At 72.1% G+C, this 22,218-nt stretch carries 22 protein-coding genes; 8 read left to right on the top strand and 14 right to left on the bottom strand.

Features of this window, described 5'->3' with window-relative positions; all coding sequences use genetic code 11:
- Positions 1–9: 9 nt before the first annotated feature.
- From MQP27_RS29070 to MQP27_RS29050, 5 genes are all read left to right on the top strand, one after another.
- Entirely contained in the window at positions 10–1,140 is a 1,131-nt protein-coding gene (locus MQP27_RS29070) for an ROK family transcriptional regulator (RefSeq protein WP_242769393.1), read from the top strand.
- Between the two features lie 46 nt (positions 1,141–1,186).
- Positions 1,187–2,731 carry a GMC oxidoreductase gene (locus MQP27_RS29065; protein ID WP_242768913.1) on the top strand — a complete coding sequence of 515 codons (1,545 nt, stop codon included), beginning with the start codon at positions 1,187–1,189 and terminating at the stop codon, positions 2,729–2,731.
- A complete protein-coding gene (locus MQP27_RS29060; RefSeq protein WP_242768912.1) occupies positions 2,728–3,336 on the top strand; it encodes a nucleoside deaminase in 609 nt (202 codons plus the stop codon). Before MQP27_RS29065 ends, MQP27_RS29060 begins: the two co-directional genes overlap by 4 nt.
- Entirely contained in the window at positions 3,333–4,313 is a 981-nt protein-coding gene (locus MQP27_RS29055) for a sugar phosphate isomerase/epimerase family protein (protein WP_242768911.1), read from the top strand. The genes MQP27_RS29060 and MQP27_RS29055 overlap by 4 nt, the downstream gene beginning before the upstream one ends.
- Positions 4,314–4,392: 79 nt before the next feature.
- On the top strand, positions 4,393–5,214 hold the full coding sequence (locus MQP27_RS29050; RefSeq protein ID WP_242768910.1) for a DUF1684 domain-containing protein: 822 nt from the start codon (positions 4,393–4,395) through the stop codon (positions 5,212–5,214).
- 3 nt (positions 5,215–5,217) lie between these two features.
- On the opposite strand, the gene MQP27_RS29045 is transcribed toward MQP27_RS29050, so the two are convergent.
- The 3 genes from MQP27_RS29045 to MQP27_RS29035 are packed head-to-tail and all read right to left on the bottom strand — an operon-like array spanning position 5,218 to position 7,680.
- The gene (locus tag MQP27_RS29045) at positions 5,218–6,033 is read right to left on the bottom strand and encodes a DUF427 domain-containing protein (RefSeq protein ID WP_242768909.1); all 816 of its coding nucleotides are present in this window, start codon (positions 6,031–6,033) and stop codon (positions 5,218–5,220) included.
- 26 nt (positions 6,034–6,059) lie between these two features.
- Positions 6,060–7,268 carry a cysteine desulfurase-like protein gene (locus MQP27_RS29040; RefSeq protein WP_242768908.1) on the bottom strand — a complete coding sequence of 403 codons (1,209 nt, stop codon included), beginning with the start codon at positions 7,266–7,268 and terminating at the stop codon, positions 6,060–6,062.
- A 34-nt stretch (positions 7,269–7,302) separates the two neighbouring features.
- The gene (locus MQP27_RS29035; protein WP_242768907.1) at positions 7,303–7,680 is read right to left on the bottom strand and encodes a MerR family transcriptional regulator; all 378 of its coding nucleotides are present in this window, start codon (positions 7,678–7,680) and stop codon (positions 7,303–7,305) included.
- Between the two features lie 114 nt (positions 7,681–7,794).
- Here MQP27_RS29035 and MQP27_RS29030 point away from each other — a divergent pair, with 114 nt between their 5' ends.
- A complete protein-coding gene (locus MQP27_RS29030) occupies positions 7,795–8,868 on the top strand; it encodes an alkene reductase (protein WP_242768906.1) in 1,074 nt (357 codons plus the stop codon).
- Here MQP27_RS29030 and MQP27_RS29025 read toward each other — a convergent pair.
- The 5 genes from MQP27_RS29025 to MQP27_RS29005 form a co-directional block, all read right to left on the bottom strand.
- Positions 8,837–9,706 carry an isocitrate lyase/PEP mutase family protein gene (locus MQP27_RS29025; protein ID WP_242768905.1) on the bottom strand — a complete coding sequence of 290 codons (870 nt, stop codon included), beginning with the start codon at positions 9,704–9,706 and terminating at the stop codon, positions 8,837–8,839. The two genes, MQP27_RS29030 and MQP27_RS29025, sit on opposite strands and share 32 nt — an antisense overlap.
- Before the next feature lie 39 nt (positions 9,707–9,745).
- Positions 9,746–10,930: a cytochrome P450 gene (locus tag MQP27_RS29020; protein ID WP_242768904.1), complete on the bottom strand. Its 1,185-nt coding sequence runs from the start codon at positions 10,928–10,930 to the stop codon at positions 9,746–9,748.
- A gap of 57 nt (positions 10,931–10,987) precedes the next feature.
- Entirely contained in the window at positions 10,988–11,539 is a 552-nt protein-coding gene (locus tag MQP27_RS29015; RefSeq protein ID WP_242768903.1) for a hypothetical protein, read from the bottom strand.
- Complete coding sequence (locus MQP27_RS29010) at positions 11,536–12,960, bottom strand: sensor histidine kinase (protein WP_242769390.1); 1,425 nt, start codon at positions 12,958–12,960, stop codon at positions 11,536–11,538. Before MQP27_RS29010 ends, MQP27_RS29015 begins: the two co-directional genes overlap by 4 nt.
- 62 nt (positions 12,961–13,022) lie before the next feature.
- Positions 13,023–13,715: a response regulator gene (locus MQP27_RS29005; protein ID WP_242768902.1), complete on the bottom strand. Its 693-nt coding sequence runs from the start codon at positions 13,713–13,715 to the stop codon at positions 13,023–13,025.
- A 98-nt stretch (positions 13,716–13,813) separates the two neighbouring features.
- Between MQP27_RS29005 and MQP27_RS29000 the strand changes: the two genes are divergently transcribed.
- The gene (locus tag MQP27_RS29000) at positions 13,814–14,650 is read left to right on the top strand and encodes a DUF3152 domain-containing protein (protein ID WP_308290008.1); all 837 of its coding nucleotides are present in this window, start codon (positions 13,814–13,816) and stop codon (positions 14,648–14,650) included.
- Positions 14,651–14,841: 191 nt separating this feature from the next.
- A complete protein-coding gene (locus MQP27_RS28995; RefSeq protein ID WP_242768901.1) occupies positions 14,842–15,033 on the top strand; it encodes a hypothetical protein in 192 nt (63 codons plus the stop codon).
- Positions 15,034–15,322: 289 nt separating this feature from the next.
- On the opposite strand, the gene MQP27_RS28990 is transcribed toward MQP27_RS28995, so the two are convergent.
- The 6 genes from MQP27_RS28990 to MQP27_RS28965 all read right to left on the bottom strand — a co-directional run bounded on the left by MQP27_RS28990 (position 15,323) and on the right by MQP27_RS28965 (position 22,167).
- The gene (locus MQP27_RS28990) at positions 15,323–16,585 is read right to left on the bottom strand and encodes an MFS transporter (RefSeq protein WP_242768900.1); all 1,263 of its coding nucleotides are present in this window, start codon (positions 16,583–16,585) and stop codon (positions 15,323–15,325) included.
- Positions 16,586–16,922: 337 nt separating this feature from the next.
- Positions 16,923–18,101, bottom strand: coding sequence for an MFS transporter (locus tag MQP27_RS28985; RefSeq protein WP_242768899.1), 1,179 nt, complete (start codon positions 18,099–18,101; stop codon positions 16,923–16,925).
- Complete coding sequence (locus MQP27_RS28980) at positions 18,079–18,609, bottom strand: GNAT family N-acetyltransferase (RefSeq protein ID WP_242768898.1); 531 nt, start codon at positions 18,607–18,609, stop codon at positions 18,079–18,081. The genes MQP27_RS28985 and MQP27_RS28980 overlap by 23 nt, the downstream gene beginning before the upstream one ends.
- Positions 18,606–19,796 (bottom strand): type III PLP-dependent enzyme, encoded by a 1,191-nt coding sequence (locus tag MQP27_RS28975; protein WP_242768897.1) that lies wholly within the window; start codon positions 19,794–19,796, stop codon positions 18,606–18,608. Before MQP27_RS28975 ends, MQP27_RS28980 begins: the two co-directional genes overlap by 4 nt.
- Positions 19,793–21,112 carry a DUF6271 family protein gene (locus MQP27_RS28970; protein ID WP_242768896.1) on the bottom strand — a complete coding sequence of 440 codons (1,320 nt, stop codon included), beginning with the start codon at positions 21,110–21,112 and terminating at the stop codon, positions 19,793–19,795. The genes MQP27_RS28975 and MQP27_RS28970 overlap by 4 nt, the downstream gene beginning before the upstream one ends.
- Positions 21,094–22,167 (bottom strand): phytanoyl-CoA dioxygenase family protein, encoded by a 1,074-nt coding sequence (locus tag MQP27_RS28965; RefSeq protein WP_242768895.1) that lies wholly within the window; start codon positions 22,165–22,167, stop codon positions 21,094–21,096. The genes MQP27_RS28970 and MQP27_RS28965 overlap by 19 nt, the downstream gene beginning before the upstream one ends.
- Positions 22,168–22,218: the final 51 nt, after the last annotated feature.

Raw genomic sequence — 22,218 nt, 5'->3', positions numbered from 1 at the left:
GCGTCCGGCATGAACCAGAGCGCGGTACGGCGGGTCAACACCTCGGTGATCCTGCGGGCGTTGGCGGTGTCGGCCGGGCCGACCACGCTGACCGCGCTCGCCGAGCGGACCAGCCTGTCGCGCCGTACCATCGAGCTGATCCTGGACTCACTGCTGGACGCCGGCTGGGTGGCCGAGCTCGACCGGGTGCCCGCCAAGGGGAGCGCCGGCCGCCCCGCCCGCCGCTACGAACTGCGCGCCGAACACGCCCTGTTGGCGGCCGCGCGGATCACCACCGCGGACGTGTTCGCGGTCGTCGCCGACGTACGCGGCCGTATCGTCGGCCGCGCGCACCGCCCGCTGCGCTCCTACCAGGACCCGCACTCCTCGCTCGACGACGTCGCGGAACTGGTCCGGGAGGCCCTCGCAGACGCGGGCGGCTCCCCGGAGCGGCTGCGGGCCGGCGCGGTGGCGAGCGGCGGTGCGATCGACGACGACGGAGTGGTACGGCGGCTGGTGCACACCACCCGCTGGGAGGGCGTCGACCTGCCGGGGGAGCTCGCGCGCCGGGTCCGGGTGCCGTGGTTCGCGGACAACGACTCCAACCTCGGTGCGCTGGCGGAGCGTTGGCGCGGTGTCGCGGGCGACCACGACAACGTGGTGTGGGCGGTGCTCGGCAACCGCGCCGGTCTCGGGATTCTGATACGGGGGGCCGTGCACCGCGGGCTCGACGGTGCCGCGGGCGAGATCATCGAGGCGGCGTCGATGCCGGTCGGCTCGGTGGAGGACCGCCCGGTCGCCTGGCTCACCTCGCCGGATCCGGACCGCCGGGCCGTCGCCCTCGACCGCTTCGAGGCCGCCCGGAGCGGGGAGGCGGCCGCGTCCGCCGAGGTCGACGAGTTCGTCGAGCACATGGCGTCGATCCTGACCACCCTGTCCTGGACGGTCGCGCCCTCGCTGATCGTGCTCGGCGGCGGCCTCGAAGCGGCGGCGGACGTCCTGCTCCCCCGGCTGCGGGAGGCCCTGCGCAGGGCGCGCACGCCCGCCGTCGAACTGCGGGCCACCGTCCTGGGCCGGGACGCCGCGCTGGTCGGCGCCGTGAAGCTGGCCCTCGACCGGATGGACACGGAGCTGTTCGGCCCGCTCGTCCCGAGTGCGTGAAACGCCCCAACATCCCCCCACGGCAACGGACTTACGGAGTCTCACTGTGACCGAAACCCCCCGCACCGGCGTCCTGATCGTCGGCAGCGGCATCATGGGTTCCGTCGTGGCCCGGCGGCTGCGCGAGAGCGACCCGGCGCTGGAGATCACCATGGTCGACGGCGGCACCCCGATCGGCGACATCCCGGGCCGGCATCTGCACGACCTCGACGACCCCGCGCTGTGGGCCCGCTACAACGAGCGGGTGGCCACCGGCATCCAGGGCATGTACACCGGCGCCGAGACGGTGCGCGAGGTCCCGGACCGGCTCGACGGGCTGTCACCGGGCATGTACCACGCGCTCGCGTTCGGCGAGGAGGCCGAGGCGATGCCTCAGGCGGCGCTGGCGTGGAACACGGGGGGCATGGGAGTGCACTGGACGGCCGCGACACCGTGGCCGGCCGGGGACGAGGTGTTCGACTTCGGCGACCCGGCCGGCTGGTCGGCGGACCTCGACACCGCGCAGCGGCTGCTCGCGGTGACCCCGGCGGCGATCGGGCCGACGGAGGCCGGACTCCTGGTCCTCGACGTCCTGCGCCGGCGTTACGCGGGCCTCGGACCGGCCGACCGGCGCCCGCAGCCCATGCCCATGGCGGTCACCGCGACCGCCACCGGCCCCATGCCGCGGACGGCCCCCGGCACGGTCTTCCCCGCGATCGCGACCGGCGGGGACCCGGCCTTCACCCTCCTGACCGGCACGCTCGCCACCCGGCTCCTCGTCACCGGCGGCCGGATCTCGGGCGCCCGACTGCGCCGCACGGCCGACGGCACCGAGTCGGAGATCCTGGCGGACGCCGTCGTGGTCTGCGCCGACGCCCTGCGCACCCCGCAGCTCCTGTTCGCCTCGGGTATCAGGCCCCCGGCGCTCGGCCGCCACCTCAACGAGCACGCGTTCATCACCGCCCGCGTACTGCTCGACACCGACCGCTTCGGCCTGGACGTGGCCGCGCTGCCCCTCCCCCGGGTCGGCGAGTTCAGCACCGACTCGCTGTGGCTGCCGCAGAACGGGACGGCACAACCCTTCCACGGCCAGATCATGAACCGGACGTACGTCGACGAGGCCGGCCGGCCCCTCGCCCACTCCGTGGGACTTGCCCTGTACGTGCCCGTCGAGTCCCGCCCCGAGAACCGGCTGGTGTTCTCCGAGACGGACACCGACCTCGCCGGACTGCCGCGGATCGCCGTCGAGTTCGACTACTCCGCGGCCGACCGTGCGCTCATCGCCCGCGCACTGGACGAAGTCCACTCGCTGGCCCGGGGGTTCGGCCCCTTCGACCCCGGGACCGAGAGCGCGCTGCTGCCGCCCGGGTCCTCGCTGCACCTCACCGGCACCGTCCGGGCCGGTGCGGCCGACGACGGCACCAGCGTGTGCGGCCCGGACGGCCGCGTCTGGGGCTACGACAACCTCTACCTCGCCGGGAACGGCGTGATCCCCACCGCGATGGCCGCCAACGTCACCCTCACCGGTGCCGTGACCGCCGTACGCGCCGCCCGGGCCGTCATCTCGCGCAAGACCGCACTCGCCGCTCGCCGACAGGAAGTTGGAACATGATCGACATCGTCAAGGAATACGGCGTCTCGCTGCCGGCGTGGATCGACGACGAGCTGGCCGACGTGCCCGCCGTCCTCCCCGGCCGCGAGGAGCGGATGCACCTGGTGCACCGTCTGGCCGACCGCAACTGGCGCGAGGGCAACGGCGGTCCGTTCGCGGCGCTCGTCGCCGAGCAGGACACCGGCCGGATCGTCTCGGTCGGCGTGAACGTCGTCCTCGCCTCCGGCATCTCCAGCGCGCACGCCGAGGTCCTCGCGCTCGGCCTCGCCCAGCGGGCCACCGGCGGCTGGGACCTCGGCGGCGAGGGGCTGCCCGCACACGAGCTGGTCGTCAACTGGCGTCCCTGCGTGCAGTGTTACGGCGCGACCCTGTGGTCCGGGGTGCGCGGCCTGGTGGTCGCCGGGGAGGGGCCCGAGCTGGAGGAGCTCACCACCTTCGACGAAGGCCCGCTGCGCGAGGACTGGGCCGAGCAGTTCGAGGCGCGTGGCATCAAGGTCACGGGGGACGTGCTGCGGGACGAGGCCCTGGCGGTGTTCCGCACCTACCGCCAGGCAGTGGACGCCGGCGAGATCACCGTCTACAACGCCCGCGGAGGCTCCGAGTGACGCCGCGTTTCGCAACCGACGTCATCACCTTCTACCACCCCCGCTTCTGGTCCCTCGACTCCGCAGAGGCCGTACGCGACTGGGCCCACGCCCAACCGGAGCGCTTCTGGGAGCGGATCATGGGGGCGCTGGCCGAATCCGGCGTCACCGGCGTCGAGTTGACCTTCGCGCCCGGTGACATCGCCTCGGTGCTGCGGGCGTTCGGGAGCGCGTCGGGGTTCCGCCGTGAACTCGCCGCCCGCGGACTGTCCTTGGTGAGCGCGTTCATCGCCGGGACCGACGCTCCCGACTGGCGCCGGGGCGGCAATCTCCCGGCGATCGTCGCCGACGCCGAGCGCCGTGCCGCCTTCCTCGCCGAGGCGGGCGCCGAACTCCTCGTCGCCGGGCTGCCGATGAGGACGACGTTCGGAACCCGCCCGGCCTTCTTCGTCGACGCCGCCTACATGACCCGGATGGCCGACATCGCGCACGCCGTGGGCGAGGCCGTCTCGCGGTACGGCGTGAAGCTCGCGTTCCACACCGAGTCCAACAGCACGCTCTGGTACGAGCGGGACATCGATCTGTTCATGGCCCTGACCGATCCGCAGTACGTGTGGCTGTGCCCCGACTCCTGCCACATCGCGCTCGGCGGCGGCGACCCGGTGGCGGTGGCCCGGCGTCACGCCGGGCGGATCGCGCTCGCGCACTGGAAGGACGCGGTCGGGCCGATCGACGTCCACCTCACCGTCGACGAGACGGTCTTCGCCCGGCAGCAGCCGTACATGACCGAACTGGGCACGGGCGTCGTCGACTGGCCGGCCTGGGCCGAGGCGATGGCGCGCACGCCCGGCGCGCACACGGTCCTCGTCGAGCTCGACGAGGCACCCGATCCGGTGGCCGCGCTGCGGGCGGGGACCGCGGTGGCGCGGGCGTCGCTGGGTTCCGGAGGACGTCCGGCGGGTGCGCGCGGCGGGCCCGAGCGACCCGCCGCCGTATGACAGTCGTGTGAAGCCGGAATGGTCCGCGGCGGCGGGGCGGTTGCACCGGGAAACGACCGTGCTGCGAGAGGGAGCCGAGATGACCGTCCAGGACGTCGACCGTGTGAGCTTCGCCGCCGAGTGGCAGGAGTGGCACCGGCAGAAGGAGGAGGTGCTCTCCGGACCGCACGGCTTCCTCGCGATCACCAGCCTGCGCTGGCTCACCGAGGAGCCCGCCCGCTTCGAGGACGCGCCGGGCGCGTGGTCGGCCACGGCCGACGGTGTGGTGGTGGAGCTGGCCGAGGACGAGGAGGTGACCGTCGAGGGCCAACGGGTGCGCGGACGCCATGACTTCGGCGTCCTGCCCGAGCGCGGCAGTGTGTACGTCGGCTGGGGCGACGCGGTGATCGAGGTCGCCAAGCGCGGCGGCCACGACATCGTGCGGCCCCGCCATCCCGGCAACGGGCTGCGTACGGCGTTCACCGGTACACCCGCCTACGAGCCGGACCCGCGCTGGGTCGTAACCGGCCGGTTCGTGCCTTTCGACGCGCCGCGCCCGGTGACTGTCGGGGCGGCCGTAGAGGGCCTGGAGCACGTGTACGACTCCCCCGGCCGGGTCGAGTTCGAGCTCGACGGCGGCACGCACCGGCTCACCGCGTTCAACGGGAGGTCACCGGGCGCCCTGATGGTGCTGTTCACGGACCGGACCTCGGGCGTGACCACGTACGCGGCCAACCGCTCCCTGCACATCGACGCCCCGGACGCCGACGGCCGGGTGACGATCGACTTCAACCGTGCCGCCAACCTGCCCTGCGCCTACACCGACCTGGCCACCTGCCCGCTCCCGCCCACGGAGAACCGGCTGCCGGTCGCGATCGAGGCGGGCGAGCGGATTCCGCTGGAGCGGGGCGGGCGGCCCTGAGCGTCAGGCGGGCGAACGGCGTGAGAGCGCCTCGGTGAACGGGGTCACCGGGCGCTCCATGCGTTCGCCGTCCACCGTGATGTCCACGGCCTCGTTGTAGAAGGCGAGCAGCCCCTTCACCGCGCCGACGGTGGGCAGCGGGTCCGGGTAGCTCCAGACCAGGTTCGGCGGCACGTCGTCCGTACCGCGCCAGGACCAGTACTCGGCGGTGCCCTTGTACGGGCAGCCGCTGTGGTGCTCGGTCGCTTCCAGCAGGTCGAGGCGGACGTCCTCGCGCGGGATGTAGTAGCGCGTGGGCAGGCCGGTCTCGAAGAGCAGGACCGGGCGGCGGGTGTCGGCGACGAGCGTGCCGGCGACCCGGACCTGGACGTGGCGGCTGCTGGGGATCGCGTCCACCCGTTTGTGCGGATCACGGGGGTGGACGAAGATCTCTTCCTCCTCCTCGTACCAGTGGTCGAGCCCGCGCCCGGCCCGCCGGAACCACTCGAAGGCGATGTGTCCGGCCAGGTCGGCGGCCGGGAAGGTCCAGGCGGCGTTCTCCAGCGACTCGCCGTCGATGTCGAGGTCGTAGAAGATCCGTGAGCCGGTGTGGCTGCCGGTGCGCGGGTTCTTCGCCGGGCGGAGCAGGTCCTCGCGCACGTCGGCACGCGGGAACGCGTACAGCGGTACGGGCACGCCCGGCTCCCACACCAGCAGGGGGCGCCGACTGTCGACGACGGTGACGTCGCCCTTGCGACCCCGCACCCAGCGCGCGCTGGGCTCCCACAGGAGGCCTTCCGGGGTGGTCCGCACGGCTTGCATGGTGGGCAGTGTGGTCATGAGAATCCTCCTTCGGGCCGGCGCCGTCAGTGCGCCAGGAAGTCCGCCAGTCCCGTCAGCAACCGGTCCACGTCCTCCATGTCGTTGTAGGGCGCGAGCCCCACGCGCAGGCCCCCGGTGTCGCCCAGGCCGAGGTGGCGGGAGGCCTCGACCGCGTAGAAGGAGCCGGACGGCGCCTGGACGCCACGCTCGGCGAGGAAGGCGTAGGCGTCGACCGTGCTGTGGTTCTCGAAGGTCAGCAGCACGGTCGGGGTGCGGTCGGCGGCCCTGGAGTGGACGATGACGCCGTCCAGCTCGGCGAGACCCTTGTCGATCCGGGTGCGCAGCACGTGTTCGTGGGCTTCGAGTGCGGCGAACCCGGCGGCCAGCCGCTCGCGCCGGGTACCGGTGGCCCGCGGGTCCAGGTGCTCGGCGAGGAAGTCGACCGCCGCCGTGGTCCCGGCGAGGAACTCGTAGGGCAGCGTGCCCAGTTCGAAGCGCTCGGGCACGGCATCGGTGGAGGGCAGCAGCTTGTCCGGGCGCAGGGTTTCGAGCAACTCCGGGCGAGCGGCGAGGACTCCGTGGTGCGGGCCGAGGAACTTGTACGGCGAGCAGACGAAGAAGTCCGCGCCGAGCGCTTCGAGGTCGACGAGGGTGTGGGCGGCGTAGTGGACGCCGTCGACGTGGACGAGCGCTCCCAACTCGTGTGCCGCGCGGGCGATCGCGGGGATGTCGGGGCGCGTGCCGATCAGGTTGGAGGCGGCGGTCACGGCGACGAGACGGGTGCGCTCCGACAGTACGGCCCGGATCGCGTCGACCGTCAACTCCCCTGTCTCCGGCTCGAATTCGGCCCAGCGCACGGTGGCGCCGACCGCGGCGGCCGCCTGCACCCAGGGCCGGATGTCGGCGTCGTGGTCGAGCCGGGTGACGACCACCTCGTCGCCGGGCGACCAGGCCTTGGCGAGGGTGCGCGAGAAGTCGTAGGTGAGCTGTGTGGCGCTGCGGCCGAAGACGATCCCCGCGGGGTCCGCGCCGAGCAGGTCGGCCATCGCCCCGCGGGCCCCGGTGACGGCCGCCTCCGCGTTGTGCTCCCCCAGCGTGACCTGACCGCGGTTCGACAGGGGCTGGGCCAGCGTGTCGGCGATGGCCCGGATGACGGGCTCGGGGGTCTGGGTGCCGCCGGGGCCGTCGAAGTGGGCGATGCCGGCGGCCAGGGCCGGGAACCGGGAGCGGAGGGCGGCGATGTCGTACGTCACGTGGGCTCCTTGTGGCCGACTCGGTCCGGACGCCTCAGCCTGCCACGGCGGACCGCAGGCGCTCGCGGTGGGCCCGGTTCCTGGCCATCAGCACATCGAGGGCGTCCCGGGTGCGGATCAGGTCGGCGATGTGCTCGTCGAGCCGGTCGCGTTCCTCCGCCATCCGCTCCAGCGCGGCGTCCGAGGTCTCCTCGCTGGGCGAGTCGACGCAGGGCAGGAGCTCGGCGATGGTCCGGCTGGACAGGCCCGCCGCGTACATCCGCTGAAGGAACAGGACCCGCTCGACGTGGGCCTCCGTGTAGTGCCGCTGCCCGCTCGCGCTGCGCACGCTGCTGAGGAGGCCCTGCTCCTCGTAGTAGCGCAGCGAGCGGACGCTGACACCGGCGCGTGTCGCGAGTTCCCCGATCCGCATGCCGCCTCCTGGTGTGATCCGAGCCACAACACTTGCCTCTGACGTCAATGTCAGGTTCTAGCGTAACCGTCGTGCCCGGGATCCGGGCACGACGGATCACGAAGGAGACTTGACGTGACGACCCTTTTCACGCGCTACCGGCTCGGCTCACTGGCGCTGCCCAACCGCGTGGTGATGGCTCCGATGACCCGCGTGCGGGCCGCGGCGGGCGGGCTGGCGACGCCGTCGATGGCGCGCTACTACGCCCAGCGGGCCACGGCCGGCCTGATCGTCACCGAGGGCGTGCAGCCGAGCCTGGTCGGGCAGTCCAACCCCGGCACTCCGGGGCTGTACACCGACGAGCAGGTGGCCTCCTGGCGTCCGGTGACCGATGCCGTGCACGCCAACGGCGGACGGATCTTCGCCCAGATCATGCACGGCGGCCGGGTCTCGCACCCCGAGACCACCGGGCTACGGCCCGTCGGCCCCTCGGCCGTGCCTGCCGTCGGCGAGGTGTTCACCCCGGGCGGGCGGCTGCCCGCGCCGGTCCCGCGCGCCCTGGAGACGGCGGAGGTGCCCGAACACGTCCAGTCGTACGCCGATGCGGCGCGCCGGGCGGTGGACGCCGGTTTCGACGGGGTGGAACTCCACGGCGCCAACGGCTACCTGATCTCGCAGTTCCTGTCGAGCAACGCCAACCTGCGCACCGACCGCTACGGCGGCCCGGTCGCGAACCGCATCCGGTTCGCCGTCGAGGCCGCCGCCGCGACCGCCGAGGCCGTCGGCGCCGAGCGGACCGGCATCCGGCTCTCCCCGGCCGGGCCCTTCTGGGGCGTGGAGGAGACCGACGTCCCAGAACTCTACGGCGCACTGCTGGCCGAGCTGTCGCGGATCGGACTGGCGTACGTGCACCTGGAGGCCACCACCGACGAGGAGACGCTGCTCGGTCTGCGCCGGGCCTGGCCGGGTGCCCTCGTCATGAACCCGGTGCTGCCGCTGGGCCCCAAGCAGACGGGCCGTGCCGACGCGGACCACTGGCTCGGGCTCGGCGCCGACCTCATCAGCTTCGGGCGTGCCTTCATCGCCAACCCGGACCTGGTGGAGCGGCTGCGCACCGGGCTGCCGATCGCGCCCGCCGATGAGGCGACCTACTTCGAGGGCGGCGACCGGGGCTATCTCACGTACCCGGCCTATCAGCACTCGGCGTGAAGAGCCGGTTGAGCTCGTCCTGCGGGATCTGCGCGTCGGCGTAGGAGAACGTTCCCTTGTCGGCCAACTCCCGTGCGGCCGTGACGAGATGGCCGTAGATGGCGCGGGCGATGCTGCCGCCGACGGTGACCCGCCGGACGCCGAGTTCGCGCAGGTCGTCCAGGGTGAGCGCGTTGCCGGTGAGGCCCATGACGACGTTGAGGGGGCCGTCGATCTCGCGGACGAGGGTGCCGATGGTGGCGGCGTCGGCGGCGCCCGGGACGAAGGCGCAGTCGGCGCCCGCCGCGAGGTAGGCGTTGGCGCGGGCGACACAGTCGTCGAGCGTGCCGCCGACCAGCAGTCCGTCGGTGCGGCCGACCAGGACGAACGGCTCGCCGCTCGCGTCCACCGCGGCCCGGGCGGCGCGGATGCGGTCGGCGGCCAACTCCGGTTCGTACAGCGGGCGTTCGCGGGAGCCGGTGAAGTCCTCGATGTTGCCGCCCGCGGCACCGGCAGCAAGGGTCATGGTGATCGTCTCGGCCACGGTCTTGGGGGTCTCGCCGTACCCGTCCTCCAGATCGGCGCTCAGCGGTACGCGGATCCCGTCGGCGATCTCCCGGACCCGCCGCAGCATGGTTGCCCGGTCGACGCGGTCCTCGGCTGCCTGCTCGGCGAAGAAGGCGTGGTCCGGGCGGCCGAGGGAGAAGGCGACGCCCGCGCTCGTGGTCGCCACCGCGGGGAACCCGGCCGCCTCCAGGACCCGGGCGCTGCCCACGTCCCAGGCGTTGGGCAGCAGGAAGCAGCCTTCCCGGTGCAGCCCGACGAACCGCCGGGCCCGTTCGCGTCGTGCGCTGTCCATGTGTTTCCCCTTGAGGACGACGGCTGTTCGGTGTCGAACCTATGCGCCGAGGCCGCCGCCGTCCCAGAGGACATGCAGGGTGGGCGGTTTGCGGAAGACCAGGCCGTACGGTGCGGTCGGGTGGGCCGGGTCGAGGCGGAGGGCGGGCAGGCGTTCGAGGAGCCGCTGGAGGGCGATGCGGGTCTCCAGGCGGGCCAGGTGGGCGGCGATGCAGTGGTGCGGGCCGTGCGCGAAGCCCAGCTGGAGGCGGGCGTTGGCGCGCCGGACGTCGAAGCGGTCGGGGTCCGGGAAGACGTCCGGGTCGCGGTTGGCGCCGGCCAGGGACACGGTGACGAGGTCGCCGCGGCGGATCGTGGCCGGGCCGAGGTCGGTGTCCCGGGTGGCGTAGCGGTCCACGACCGCGGCGCCGGGTTCGAGGCGCAGGGACTCCTCGATCGCCCCGTCGAGCAACTCGACGTCGGCCCGGACCAGGGCGAGTTGCTCGGGGTCCTGGAGAAGATGGAGCAACGCGTTGGTGATCATCGCCTCGGTGGTCTCGATGCCGCCGAACATCAGCACCGCCGCGTTGGACGCCACCTCGGGCACGGTCAGCCGTCCGGCGGCGGTCAGGAGCAGGGAGGTCGCGTCCTTGTCGGCGACGGTGGCCTCCACGGCGGCCCGCAGTTCGGCGTACGCGGCGTCGCCGGCCGGCCCCGCCGCCAGTCCGGCGGTGATGTCCGAGACGGCCCGCACGATGGCGTCGTACCAGGTCAGGACGGTTTCCGTGGTGGCGCCGGCCAGGCCCAGCGCCTCGGTGACGACGGCGACGGCGAGCGGTCCGGCGAAGGCGCGGCGCAGTTCGCAGGCGCCCTCCGGTTCGAGCGCCCCGATGAGCCGCTCGGTCTCCCGCTCGATGAACGACGCGAAGCCCTCGCGTACCGCGCGCGGCCGGAAGGGGGCGGCGAACGGCTCGCGGTGGCGGGCGTGTTCGGCGCCGTCGAGGGAGAGCATGCTCGGGCCGACGACCTGTGCGGTGGAGAAGCGCGGGTCGTCGACGGTGTAGGTCTCGCTGTCCCGCATCACGCTGAGCGCGAGGTCCCGGCGGGTGACCAGCCAGCCGCCCAGTTCGGGCAGCCAGGACACCGGCTCGTCGGCCCGTAGCCGGGCCAGTCGCGGGTGCGGGTCGTGGGCGAGTTCGGCGAGCGTGGTCGAGGCGCCGAGGGGGAACGTGTCGACGGGGCTCATCGCGCCTTCCGCCCGAGGAGTGGGAATCGGATCATGTACCAGGCTAACGCCCCCGGCCTACCCGACCTGCGGGCAGTCCTCGGCGGAGCCCTCGGTCCGCCGGCCCCGGCCGTCGGTCACGTAGGCCTCGGACAGGGTGGCGGACGGGTCGGAGATGCGCCGCACGGCTGCGGCCGTACAGATCAGCTGCTGGGTCGCGAGGCGGCTCAACCCGCCCATGCCGGCGGGCAGTTGGATCGACAGCCGGTCTCCGGTCACCTTCACGGTGGGCGTGTCCGGTGGGAGCGCGGACGGCTCGACGCTGTCCGTCGCCGCAGCGGGCGCCCTGGTCGGTCTCACGGGAATCTCGGTGGTGTAACCGGCCGACGCCTCCGCGCCGTTGGGGCCCTCCAGCAGCAGTGCCATCGCCGTCTCGGCGTTCCCGGGCCGGTCGGTGATGCGCGGGACCGCGACGAGGGCGCCGCGCTGGACGAAGTAGACCGTGGCGACCGGTGTCATCCCGCTCGCGGGACCGCCGGCCTCGACCACCCCGGTCGCGGGGATGTCGCAGGAGGCCAGCGCGAGCAGCGCGGGCGCCAGCAGCAGCGGGAGGCGGTGTCGGGCCTTCATGACCGGGGCTCCTCGGGCAACTCGTCCCGCCGCAGCGGGAGTTCGACGGTGAAGACGGCACCCCCGGCGGGGTGGTTCGCCGCGCGGACGGTGCCGCCGTGCATCCGGACGTTCTCGGCGGTGATGGACAGCCCGAGGCCGCTGCCCTCGGAGCGGGTGCGCGCGGAGTCCGACTTGTAGAACCGCTCGAAGACGTGCGGGAGTACGTCGTCGGGGATGCCGGGGCCGCTGTCCCACACCTGGATGACCGCCAGCGGTGCCGGGGCGCGCGCGGCGGCGAGTCGTACGCGCACCGGACGGGCGCCGTGCCTGAGCGCGTTGCCGACCAGGTTGGCGACGACGACGTCCAGGCGGCGCGGGTCGACCCTTGCGCGTACGGCGTCGGGCGGCGGCAGGTCCGTCTCCACGGTGTCGGTCCAGCCGCGGGAGGCGAGCGTGCGCCGGATGGACTCGGCGAGGTCGATCTCGTCGAGGTGCAGCACGGCGGCGCCCGCGTCGAAGCGGGAGATCTCCATCAAGTCGTCGACGAGCCGGGCGAGTTTGACGGTCTCCTCGCTGATCAGCCGGACCGCGGTGGCCGTGTCCGGGTCCAGCCGGGCGGCGTCCTCGTCCAGGACGTCGGTCACCGCCGACATCGCGGCGAGCGGGGTGCGCAGCTCGTGCGAGACGTCGGCCGCGAAGCGCCGGGCCCGCGCCTCCATCTCGCGCAGCTCCGCCACCGACGCCTCCAGCGCGGCGGCCGTCTCGTTGAACGTGTGGGAGAGATCGGCGAGTTCGTCGGACCCGTTGACCGCGAGCCGGGTGTCGAGGCGTCCCTCGGCGATGCGCCGGGTCGCCTGCCGCAGCGCCCGCACCGGCCGCAGGACCCCGCGGGCGGCGAGGAGGGCGAGCACGACCGCGAGCAGCAGGGCCGGGATCATGGCCCGTTCGACGGCGGTGACCAGGGCGTCGACGTACGCCTGTTCCGTGGTCTGCGGAACGACGAGGTACACCCGCACGCCGGACCGGGTCCGGGACTCGTCGGAGAAGGCGACGGACATGCCGACGACGAGGGAGGTACGGCCGTCCGCGCGCACCCGCTGGAAGACGGTCGCCGAGCTGGACGCCACGGCCTGGCGCACGGCGGGCGTCAGTTCGGTGAAGGTGTCACCGGTGGCGGACGTGGCGCTCAGGTCCCCGTAGGTGACCAGTACCCGCCAGCCGCCGGAGGCCTCGGTGTCCGCGATCTCGTCCGCGTAGTTCCGCAGCGCCGACTCGTCCGGGGGGAAGCCGAGTTGGGGGGCGTGCTGGGTGGCCTGGACGCGCAGTTGCCGGATGACGGAGTCCTGGCTCTGCTGGAGGACTCCGGTGCGCGCCTCGCGGAAGGTCAGAGCGCCGGTCGTGGCGGCGGCGACGGTGGCGACCAGTCCGAACGCCACCATCAGGCGGGCCCGCAGACCGCGCAGGCGTCTCCTGCGTGCGGCGCCGACGCGCCTGGGCACCCTCACGGGGCCGCGAAACGGTAGCCGAAGCCGCGCACGGTGTGGATGTACCGGGGAGCCCTGGGCGGTTCGTACATCTTGGTGCGCAGCCGTTTGACGCAGGCGTCCACCAGGCGGGCGTCACCGTGGTAGTCGTGCTCCCAGACCGCCTCAAGGAGCTGCTGCCGGCTGAACACCTGTCCCGGCGAGGCGGACAGGGTGAGCAGGAGCCGCAGTTCGGAGGGGGCTAGCGCGATCGGCTCGCCCTTCAGCGTGACGGTGAAACCGGGCCGGTCGACGGCCAGTTCGCCGTAGGTGTCGATCTTCGGCAGTACGGCGTCGCCGGCCGCCGCGCCCGTCCGGCGCAGGACGGCCCGTATCCGGGCGTCGAGCACCCTGGCCTGCACGGGCTTGACGACGTAGTCGTCGGCGCCCGCCTCCAGGCCGACAACGATGTCCACTTCGTCCCCCCGGGCGGTGGCCATGATGATCGGCAGTGTCTGGTCGACGGCGCGGATGCCCCGGCACACGTCGAGTCCCGTCATGCCGGGCAGCATCAGATCGAGGACCACGATGTCCGGCCGGAAGGACCGCAGCCGCTCCATGCCCTCCTCGCCGGTCGCGGTGGCGGCCACCTCGTGCCCCTGACGGCGCAGGGCGAGGTCGACGCCCTCACGCACGGCGCGGTCGTCTTCGATCAGTAGTACACGTGGCATGGGCACAGTATCCACATGGCATGAGCAGGGCGTGGCGTTATCGTCTCGTTATCTTCCGGGCCAGGTTCGATCACATTCCGGTCTCACTGTGAACTGCCGTGACAGCGCACAAGGAACAGCGACCGAGCCGCCGCCGGAGGGGATCCACCCACGCCGCCCGACGCGGCGGCGGCAGACAACTGGCCGTGGGACTGGCCGCGTTGGGCATGCTCGGCGTGGTCGGCTTCACGGTGGTGGCCTGGCTGCCGCCCGACGCGAGGCACTCCCCCACGGTGACCGACGCGGTCACCGGCGCCGCACACACCCCGTCGGCGAGCTCGACGTCCCGGGCGCCGAAGCCAAACGGAACGGAAGAGTCCCGCATCGCCATCCCCCGGCACGGTCCGGGCACCTACGTCACCGCCCCCGGCGTGAGCGCGGTGGTGGGCCGGGGAAAAGCCTTCCGGTACACGGTCGAGGTGGAAAACGGCATCGACGTGTCACCGGCGAAGGCCGCCGAGGAGGTTGAGCGCATCCTCGCCGACCCGCGCGGCTGGACGGCCGACGGCCACTCGGCGTTCCGGCGCGTGTCGAGCGGCCCGGCCGATCTTCACATCCGCATCGCCACGCCGGACACCGTCGACACGATCTGCCTGCGGCACGGCCTGGACACCGGCGGCGAGTACAACTGCAGCGCCGACGGCGACGTCATGGTCAACCTCAAGCGGTGGGTGCTGGCGACTCCCGTCTACGCCAAGGACGTCCCTTCCTACCGCGCCCTGATCATCAACCACGAGGTGGGCCACTTCCTCGGCCACGGCCATGTCACCTGCCCCGGCAAGGGCAAACCGGCCCCCGCGATGATGCAACAGATCAAGGGCATGCTCGGCTGCGTCCCCAATGTCTGGCCCTATGACGCCGAGGGCCGGCTCATCACCGGCCCCGCCGCGCCCTGACGGCGGGCCGGGATCCCCCGATCCCCCCTTATTTCCTTCTTGTTCCCAATCACCAGGAGCTGTAGTGGAGTTACGCGCAAGACACAGACGTGCGGCCGTCGCGGGCGGTGTCGCCGCCCTGGCCCTCGCGCTGTCCGGACTGCCGGCAACTCCTGTTGGCACAGAATAAGTTGGATGTACGGCTGGTCGACGTGACCCAGCCGGTGAAGGACGGGTACGACGACGCGGGCCGCTCCGACCTCCCGCTCATCGTCACCTTCCGCGGCGACAAGGCCCCCTCGACCGGCCCGTTCACCGAGGCCGGTGCTCACATGGGCCGCCCGTTGCCCGTCGTCAACGGCCGGGCGATGCGCTGCGCGAAGAAGCGCGGCACCGACTTCTGACGGGCTGTGACCCACAACTCCGGCAAGGGGACAGCGAGGTTCACCGCCGCGACCGGCGTGCGGAAGCTCTGGCTGGACGCCAGGCGGAAGGCCTCGCTGGACAAGAGCGTCCCGGTGCCTCGGCCAAGACCTCCGAGGACGGCTTCACCGCGGTGCCGCTGTCCGTCGTCCGCTACTCCCCTGAGCTGACCCTCGCGAGCACGGCCAAGGCGGGCCGGTGCTTCGAGGTACCGTTCTCCGTCGAGCCGTCCGGGCCGAGCCCGCGGCGTGCCGACCGGCCCTTCCCGGGCTACACGGTGTCGGCCGCCGCGGTGCTCGGCGCCTGGGTGCCCGCGCTGCCGAAGCGGATGCCCTTGGCCTCCCTGCCGACGGCACTCAGCACGATCACCGCGGTCAGGGCGGGTACGACGGTCCAGGTCATCGCCGCCGGATAGCCGTGGTGGTCGGCGATCGCCTCCTGGATGGGCAGGTTGAGCGCGGCGATCAGATTGCCGAGCTGGTAGGTGACGCCGGGGTAGAAGCCGCGGATGGCGTCCGGGCTCATCTCGGTGAGGTGGGCGGGGATGACGCCCCACGCTCCCTGGACGCACAGCTGCATCAGGAAGGAGGAGAGCATCAGCCAGCCGACGGTCGTGGACAGCACGAAGAAGGGGACGACCACCAGGCCCGCGGCCGCCGCGACCATGATCGTGCGACGCCGGCCGAGCCGCTCGGAGTAGGCGCCGAGCAGGGCGCCGCCGATGATGGCGCCGACGTTGTAGACGACCGCGATGGCGATGGCGGTGTCCGGCGACAGACCGAGGCCCTTCTTCACGAAGGTCGGGTAGACGTCCTGGGTGCCGTGCGACATCCAGTTGAAGGCGGTCATCAGCGCCACGAGGTACACGAAGCGCTTGAGCACGGCCGGGTTCCTGAACACCTGGTACGCGGGCGTGCGGTTGACGGCGACGCTCTTCTCCCACACCTCGCTCTCCTCCACCCGGGCCCGCACCCACAGGGCGACCAGGGCGGGTACGAGGCTGAAGGCGAACAATCCGCGCCAGCCGAAGGCGGGTTCGATGACGAAGAACGCGACGGCGGCGAGCAGATACCCGAGCGAGTAGCCGCTCTGCAGCAGCCCCGACCAGAACCCGCGCCGTTCCGCGGGGATCTTCTCCATCGCGAGAGCCGCCCCGAGTCCCCACTCGCCGCCCATGCCGATGCCGTACAGCAGACGCAGCACCAGCAGCACGGCGTAGTTGGGGGCGAAGGCACAGGCGAACCCGACGACCGAGTAGAAGACCACGTCCACCATGAGCGGTACGCGCCGGCCCTTCCGGTCCGCCCACATCCCGAAGACCAGGGCTCCGACCGGCCGCATCATGAGGGTGGCGGTGGTCAGGAAGGCCATGTCGGTGAGGGAGACATGGAAGTCGTCGGCGATCTCGCTGTAGACGAGGACGACGAGGAAGTAGTCGAAGGCGTCCATCGCCCAGCCCAGATAGGCGGCGACGAATGCGTTGCGCTGATCCTTGGTCAGACCACCGGCTTGCTCCCGCACAGTCTTCAACATGCCTGCCCTTCCCACGACTCCGCAGGTCACGCTAGGAGTACCCCGGGAACGGAACAACGCAACAAGCAGCAAAGCACACACCACAATTGAACAAAGCCGCCGCTCGGTTCTCTGCTGTGCCGGGACGGCTGTTGCGTGGAGGCGGAGCGTCCGGAGGTGCGCGTCCGCCCGGCCGGCGGGACACAGGCCGGGCCCCTCGTCGACGTCGAAAGTCAACGCGCCTTCGATCACGACGTGTTGGGCGGCTCCCCGGCGCGGGCGATCTCGTACTCGTGGTCCTCCGCGGACCTGCGTGCGGATCCAGGACCCCGTCGACAACCTCCGCGCCTGACCGTCGTCACGTGACGTCAGCGCTCACCGGCGTCCACCGGATCCGCGTACTGCACACGGACACCACGACCGCCGCCGCCGCGACGACCGCCAGCCCCCACACCAGGCTGCTCGCGTTCGCCACGAAGCCGATGACCGGTGGCCCGGCCAGCAGGCCCGTCGTGCCCATGGCGGCGACCAGGGCCAGTGCCTGCGAGCCCTGTTTCGCCGCCGCCACGTACACGCACGGTGTCACGGCCGCGCAGCCGAGGCCGACGCAGGCGAAACCGATGAGCGCCGGTGCCACTCCCCCGCTCACCAGGGCGAAGACCAGCCCGGCGGCGGCCAGCGCGCTGCCGGACAGGACGACCCGCCCGTCCCCCCAGCGGCTTCGCCAGCCGTCGGCGAAGAGGCGGGCGACGACCATCATGCCCGACACCACGGCGATGCCCATGGGCGCCAACTCCGCTGAGGCCTTGGCGACTTCGCGCAGGTAGAGGGCCGACCAGTCGTTCATGGCGCCCTCGGTCACCGTGCCGAACGCCATGGCGCAGCACATCCAGAGCGTCACCCGCGACGGCAGACTCCACGCACCGCGCGCCTTCTTCGCCTTCGGCTCCTCCTCGGCGGGTGCGTCTTCCTGGAGCAGGCCCGAGCGGGCCACCGCGGCCAGCAGTACGAGGAGTACGGCCGCCACGCCGAAGTGCGCGGCCACGGAGGAGGTCACCGCGTTCATGCCGGAGGCCAGCAGCGCCGCGAGCAGCGAGCCGGCGCTGAAGGTCGCGTGCAGTCTGGCCATGGTGTTGCGTTCGTACCGTGTCTCCAGGGCCGCGCCCTGCGCGTTCATGGCGACGTTCAGACAGCCCACGAACACCCCGTCGGCGACCATGACCAGCAGTGCGAGCGGGTAGTCCGGCGCCACGGCCAGGGCCAGGAGCAGCCCGGTCAGGCAGAGCGTCGACAGCAGTGCCAGCCGTGCCGAGCCCAGCCGTCTCATCACCACCGGCACCAGCGGAAACGACGCCACCGCGCCGATTCCGGCCGCCATCAGCAGCACGCCCACCTCCGCCGCGGTCAGCCCGAGGTCCGCCTTGATCGCGGGGATCCGAGCGGCCCAGGTGGCGTACTGGAAGCCGAGGGAGCAGAACAGCGCGGCGATCGCCAACTGCCCGCGGCGGAAGGGGTCATGGGGTGGGGACACACGCATCAGCGGCTCGCTTCGTCGATCTGGACATGTAGACGGCGTTCGCGCCGTAACCGCCCGGGGCGATCCCCGGATACGCGGTGAAGCCGCGCGCCGACCAGAACCGCTCACTGCGGCCGACGGCGATCAGCGAGATCCGCTCGAACCCGCGTGCACCGGCGGCCAGGGACAGGTGTTCGAGGAGGCACTGCCCGAGTCCCCGGCCGCGCAGCCGCTCCGTGACGACGAGGTCGTGCAGGTGCAGATTGCGCGTGGCGCGCGCACCGGCCGGCTCCGACCGCTCCAGGTCCGGGTACTTGAAGGGCGGATACGGCAGCGCCAGCAGGTACCCGGCCGGCTGACCGCCGACGTCCAGGACGAAACACGTCTCGGGCGACGCGTCCGCCCTGGACCGCAGCGCCGCGCGTCCCTCCGAGAGGCCCAGTGCCGCGTAGGCGTGGGACTCCAGCTCGACGACGGCGTCCCAGTCGGCGTCGGCGAGGTGGCGTATGCGCACGCCGTCGCCGCTCATGACCGTTCCTCGCGGGTGAAGGCGTACGGCAGCGGGTCGAAGCCGTTGAAGCCCTGGGTCGTGTAGCTGATCGCATAGGCGCCGCTGGACAGGACCCAGACAGGGTCGCCCGAGGCCAGGTCCTTCGGGACGTGGACGAGGCCGTGCTCCTGCGGGTAGGCGTCGTCGCTGTCGCAGGTGGGCCCGGCGACGACGGCGGGGACCAGCGCGGCCTCGGGGTGCGTGGGGAAGACGAGCCGGTACTGCAGCGCGTCCAGCTCGTACAGGCCGTTGAACTTGCCGCAGGCCAGGTAGAGCCAGTACTGGCGTTCGCCGTCCGGTCCCCGCCGCTTCGCGAGCCGCGCCACGTGCGTCCGGATGGCACCGTGGTCGGCGACGAGGTGACGCCCCGGCTCCAGCACGAACTGGAGGTCCTGGCCGTGCGCCTTCCTCAGGTGCCGCATGCCCTCGCGGATCACGGCGAAGATCTTGTCGAGGGGCGGGTCGAGGGGCGTGCCGAACCGGTCGAGGTAGCCGAGGGCGGGCAGACCGCCGCCCAGGTTGACATGGGACAGAACGATCCCGCGCCGCCGCAGCACGGCCAGTACGTCCGCCAGGCACTCGACCGCGCTGCGCCAGGCGTCCGCGGTCATCTGCTGCGAACCGACGTGCACGGACAGGCCGGAGGGTACGAGCCCCCGCTCCCGGGCCGCCTCCATGATCCGCACGGCGTCCTCCGGTGAGCAGCCGAACTTGTTGCTGAGCCCCCACAGCGCCCCTTCTCCGCTGGTCGCGAGCCTGCAGAAGACGCGGGCCCCGGGAGCGTGGGCGGCGATGGCGGCCACGTCCTCCAGGCTGTCGGTCGCGAAGTCCCTGACCCCCAGCCGGTGGGCGTCCGCGATGTCCCGGTCGGACTTCACGGTGTTGCCGTAGTGCGTCCTGCCGACCGGCACCCCCGCGCGCAGCGCCTGCTCCAGTTCGCGCGGACTCGCGCCGTCGACTCCGGCGCCCTTCCCGGCGAGGCACGCGAGCACCTCGTCGACCGGGCAGGCCTTCATCGCGAACCGGACGTCCACGCCGGGCAGTTCGCGCCGCAGCGCCTCGTAGCGCTCCTCGATCCCGGTCAGGTCGAAGACGATCCGGTCCTCGGCGGCGGCCGCCAGCGCGGCGAGCAGGCGAGCGGAATCCTGCGCCGTGCCCGCCGTCACGACTGCCGTCCGGGAGTCGGGGGTACGGCGGTCAGCCGGGCCGCGTCCACCAACGGCCCCCACGTTTCCACCAGCAGCGCGAAGTCCTCGATGTCACCGCGCGCTTCGTCGAGGAGCCGCTCACGGCGCTGCCCCAGCAGATCCGCGAACTCGGCGTATCTGCCGCCCAGTTGCCGGTACGCGGCATCGAGGGCGTCCAGCCGCCGGACGTTCTCTCCCGTGTCGAGCCCCGCGCTCTCTGCAGCGAGGCGAGCGACGGCCGAAGCGCGCACATGCCCCTCGTCGTCGAGCAACGCCCCGCCATCGCGGGCCATTCGGTCGTAGACGAAGTTGAAGTAGAGCATCGACAGCAGGAACTTGACGAACCGCAGCTGGTACGCGACGAACCCGGCGTCCGTCCTGCGCTCGCCCGTGTAGAAGTTCACGATGTTCCGGTTGTGCAGCACACCCGGCAGCGCGGCGTCGTGGACGAGGTGGATGAGGAAGTAGTCGCTGCCGATCGTGTCGGTGGCGGGCGGCAGCGGCACCCGCTCGTGCACTCCGTGGAAGGCGATGTTGCACATGTCCACGCGCATGGGGTCGACCAGGGCGAGTGTGGAGTGGTCCTCGGCGAAGGGGTCCGTGCCGGCGCCCCGGAAGGACTCCTCGACGAGTTGCCTCTTCTGTTCGGCGGACCAGTGGCCGGGTGCCCACAGGCTCACCATGTCGTGGTAGACGCCGGGGTCGATCCGGAGTATCTCGCCGATGTCGACGGACAGTTCACCGACGAAGGAGCCGCCGACCATGGCGACCCCCTTGCCGGCGTGCTCCGGGGCGAGGGCGTTCTCGGTGACGTCGTCGGCGGCGTCGGACGCGCGCCTGCCGAGCGAGAGGAGTTCGTGGTGGACGGGGAAGACGGTCTCGCCGTTCACGGTCTGGTACCGGCTGTCGGAGTCCCTGCGGTGGACGGACTCGCAGCCGAGCGCCGCGGCGATGAGGAACGCGCGGTTGGTGCAGGCGCCGTAGGAGAGCCGGTCCGGGAGCATCAGGTCGAGCAGCAGGTCGGGCTTGGTGGCCGCGGCCCGCTCGATCGCCCGCCGCAGGAAGTCCCGCTGCTGTGTCTCGTCGAGATGGTGGACGACGATCCGCGGGTCGTGGGGTAACCGCCGTACGGCGTCGGCGTGTTCGGCGTGGGCGGGTGTGTCGCAGGAGTCCAGGATCAAGAGGTGGACCTCGGCGTCGAAGTGCCGGGCGGCGTAGGCGGCTTCCTCGCCGATCGCCGAGATCGTCGCGGTGCAGGGCCTGTTGGTGGGCAGGGTCAGACAAATTCGGCGCATGACTCTTCTCCGACCGGCGCTGTCTCGTCGTGCGCGTCCGCACCGCTCCATGACGTCAACCCCAGCAGTCGGGCGCCGAGTTCATTGAGGTCGGCGCGTCCGTAGCGCAGGGACTCGTGGCGCGTGGCGTCGCCGAGGAGCGTCGCGTTCCAGTCCGGTGTGCCGAGCGTGCGCCAGGATTCGACCCGGGAACGCCGGAGGGCCTCGGCGGACTCCAGGGCCGGCATCATCGACAGGTACTGGACCGCCCGTACGCTGCTCTCGGAGGTGTTGGGCGCCACTCCGTGCGCCAGCAGACCGTTGAAGATCAGCAGGTCGCCGGCCTCCATCTCGGGCCGCACGACCGGGAATTCGTGCCGGTCGATCCTGGGGCGGATCGGGTCGCGGTCGTCCGGCTGGAGCGCCTTCCAGCGGTCGAACCGGCGGAACAGCTCGGGGCAGCACTGGAATCCGCCGAGTTCCGGCCTGGTGTCGGTGAGGGCGATGATGCCCTGGACCCGCTGCGGCAGCACGCCGAGGGTGGTGTCGACATCCCAGTGGAGCTCGATGTCGAACCCCTCCTCGGTGCGCGGGATCAGCGCCCGGTCACGGTTCTTGATGTTGGGCGGGTTCAGGTTGAGCCGGTCGAGCGTCACCCACAGCTCTTCGCAGTCCCACACGTCGACGAAGGCGTCGTGCACGCGCCGGGCCTGTCGGCTGTCCCAGAGCAGCTGGTGGTGGTAGGCCTCGACGAAACCGTAGATGTGCAGTTCCCGGTCGAGGTCGGAGCGGTACTCGCGCTCCTCGTACCAGGTCTCCGGGCGGTCGGGGTCGAGCCCCTGGAACTCCCAGGCGAAGTCGAGGAGTCGGCGGGCCGAGGCGGCGGGGATCACCTGCTTGACGACGACGTAGCCGTACGACTGCCAGAAGGCGAAGTCGTCCTCGCTCAGGACTCGCAGCGGGCGGCTCTTCTTCAGGTCCCGCAGGGGTGTCTGGGCGAGATAGGTCTCGCCGTCCGAACTGAAGTAGGGGATGTCCGACGGGGCTCGATGGAGATAGCGGGCAGGCGTGGGCATGCGGTGCTCCAGACCTCGATCTCAGGTACCGGCGACCCCGAACGGGTCGCC

The organism is Streptomyces cylindrosporus, assembly GCF_022698165.1.
Taxonomy (GTDB): domain Bacteria; phylum Actinomycetota; class Actinomycetes; order Streptomycetales; family Streptomycetaceae; genus Streptomyces; species Streptomyces cylindrosporus.
The sequence above is the reverse complement of the archived record's forward strand: the minus strand, read 5'-3'. Positions and strand labels throughout refer to the sequence as shown.

What these genes read in the sequence shown, in the direction of transcription:
- MQP27_RS29070 (WP_242769393.1), top strand. Translation starts at nt 10, where the DNA reads ATGAACCAGAGCGCGGTACGGCGGGTCAACACCTCGGTGATCCTGCGG.
- MQP27_RS29060 (WP_242768912.1), top strand. Translation starts at nt 2,728, where the DNA reads ATGATCGACATCGTCAAGGAATACGGCGTCTCGCTGCCGGCGTGGATC.
- MQP27_RS29050 (WP_242768910.1), top strand. Translation starts at nt 4,393, where the DNA reads ATGACCGTCCAGGACGTCGACCGTGTGAGCTTCGCCGCCGAGTGGCAG.
- MQP27_RS29045 (WP_242768909.1), bottom strand. Translation starts at nt 6,033, where the DNA reads ATGACCACACTGCCCACCATGCAAGCCGTGCGGACCACCCCGGAAGGC.
- MQP27_RS29035 (WP_242768907.1), bottom strand. Translation starts at nt 7,680, where the DNA reads ATGCGGATCGGGGAACTCGCGACACGCGCCGGTGTCAGCGTCCGCTCG.
- MQP27_RS29025 (WP_242768905.1), bottom strand. Translation starts at nt 9,706, where the DNA reads ATGGACAGCGCACGACGCGAACGGGCCCGGCGGTTCGTCGGGCTGCAC.
- MQP27_RS29020 (WP_242768904.1), bottom strand. Translation starts at nt 10,930, where the DNA reads ATGAGCCCCGTCGACACGTTCCCCCTCGGCGCCTCGACCACGCTCGCC.
- MQP27_RS29015 (WP_242768903.1), bottom strand. Translation starts at nt 11,539, where the DNA reads ATGAAGGCCCGACACCGCCTCCCGCTGCTGCTGGCGCCCGCGCTGCTC.
- MQP27_RS29010 (WP_242769390.1), bottom strand. Translation starts at nt 12,960, where the DNA reads ATGGTGGCGTTCGGACTGGTCGCCACCGTCGCCGCCGCCACGACCGGC.
- MQP27_RS29005 (WP_242768902.1), bottom strand. Translation starts at nt 13,715, where the DNA reads ATGCCACGTGTACTACTGATCGAAGACGACCGCGCCGTGCGTGAGGGC.
- MQP27_RS28990 (WP_242768900.1), bottom strand. Translation starts at nt 16,585, where the DNA reads ATGTTGAAGACTGTGCGGGAGCAAGCCGGTGGTCTGACCAAGGATCAG.
- MQP27_RS28985 (WP_242768899.1), bottom strand. Translation starts at nt 18,101, where the DNA reads ATGCGTGTGTCCCCACCCCATGACCCCTTCCGCCGCGGGCAGTTGGCG.
- MQP27_RS28980 (WP_242768898.1), bottom strand. Translation starts at nt 18,609, where the DNA reads ATGAGCGGCGACGGCGTGCGCATACGCCACCTCGCCGACGCCGACTGG.
- MQP27_RS28970 (WP_242768896.1), bottom strand. Translation starts at nt 21,112, where the DNA reads ATGCGCCGAATTTGTCTGACCCTGCCCACCAACAGGCCCTGCACCGCG.
- MQP27_RS28965 (WP_242768895.1), bottom strand. Translation starts at nt 22,167, where the DNA reads ATGCCCACGCCTGCCCGCTATCTCCATCGAGCCCCGTCGGACATCCCC.